The organism is Deltaproteobacteria bacterium, assembly GCA_016208165.1.
In the GTDB taxonomy this organism is placed as follows: Bacteria; Desulfobacterota; Desulfarculia; order JACQYL01; family JACQYL01; genus JACQYL01.
This window is the reverse complement of record JACQYL010000049.1, coordinates 1-1,446: the sequence shown is the minus strand read 5'-3', so window position 1 is coordinate 1,446 and position 1,446 is coordinate 1. Positions and strand designations below refer to the sequence as shown.

Annotated in this window: 1 pseudogene (only partly in view); it reads left to right on the top strand. The window is 55.7% G+C overall.

Features of this window, described 5'->3' with window-relative positions:
* Nucleotides 1–1,446, top strand: a pseudogene (locus HY788_10530) (anion permease) (it extends 227 nt beyond the left edge of the window).

Below are 1,446 nucleotides of genomic sequence, written 5' to 3'. Positions count from 1 at the left end.
GATTCTGAACAATGGCAACTCCTCACCGCCAAGTCCATGGAAGCTTTGATGAACATGGGAATCCTTGAGCAGAAACGCTTTGCCAAGATCAACCAGAAATGGTGTGACAAGTATGGGATTCAAGCGGACGCTGCAAATATCGAACGGGCCAAGGCCTACGTCGAAAACCAAGTGTCAAAAGAAAACTACTTCAGTATCATGAGCGACGCATTGAAGCTGCGCAAAACGGACCTGAAATACGAGCAACTCGGGCCCGATGAAAAAAAGGCGGCGGACAAGGGAGCATGGCATATCAAAGTGGCCATCGGCACCGCGGCGTTCGTGGTGTTCTGCTTTCTGACGGAATGCATCCCTCTTCCGGCCGTGGCCTTCTGCATCGGGCTTATCACGGTGTTCACCGGGGTGATCAGCCGCGAGGAGGTGGCCATGCTCTACTGGAGCGACGCATGCTGGTTCATCATGGGCAGCCTGATGTTCGCTGCAGCTTTCGTGAAAACCGGCGTGGACAAGCGGGTGTCCCTGTTGATGTTCCGCAAGTTGGCGGTGCCCGATGTGCGGTGGATTACGCTGATCTTTTTTGTCATCATCACGCCCCTGGCCGCGTTCATCTCCGACCACGCATTGGCCGCTATGTTTCTCCCAATTGGAATGCTCTTGTATCAGAACAGTCTCTCTGAGGAGGTTCCCGAAGACAAAGAACTGGCCAAAATGCTGATGATCACTATCGCCATGGCCTGCAATATCGGGGGACCCGGCGCTCCCTCGGGCGGAGCCCGGAACGTCATCATGATGACGTATCTGTCCGACATGTTCGGAGTCGACATAGGGTACTTCCAGTGGATGACCTACTGTTTCCCCTTTCTCTTCATCATGATCCCCTTTACTTGGTTTATGGTTAACTGGCGTTTTAAACCCCGCGTGACCTCTCTGGCGCCCGCCATGACCCATCTTCGATCGGAAATCGACCGAATGGGAGGATGGAATCGCAAGCAGATCTCGGCCACGATCATCTTCGTGGTCATGATGTTCGGCTGGTTCACGGAAAAGACCCTCTATGATTCGGGTATTCTACCCGTCCGATTGGGAATCGGCGTTATTGCCATCGCAGGGGCCGTGGCCTATATTCTGGCCGGAGTGGTCAACTGGAGAGATTACCAAGAAAAGGTCGACTGGGGCGTGGTGTGGCTCTATGCGGGCGCCATCATTTTCGGGCGGCTGCTGGATAGCACCGGTGCGGCGTATTGGCTGGCGCGAAGCGCCATCGAAGTCCTGGCTCCCTTTGGGATGAACTCGGGTGTGCCGTTGATGATTACGTCCAACGGCATGACCGCGGTCATTACCCAACTCATGGCCGACGGACCGGCGGCCGCATGCGTGGGCCCCATTGTTCTGAACATGGCGGGCCTGGCCCATCCCGGATCGACGTTTCTGCCGTTCGTGGCCATG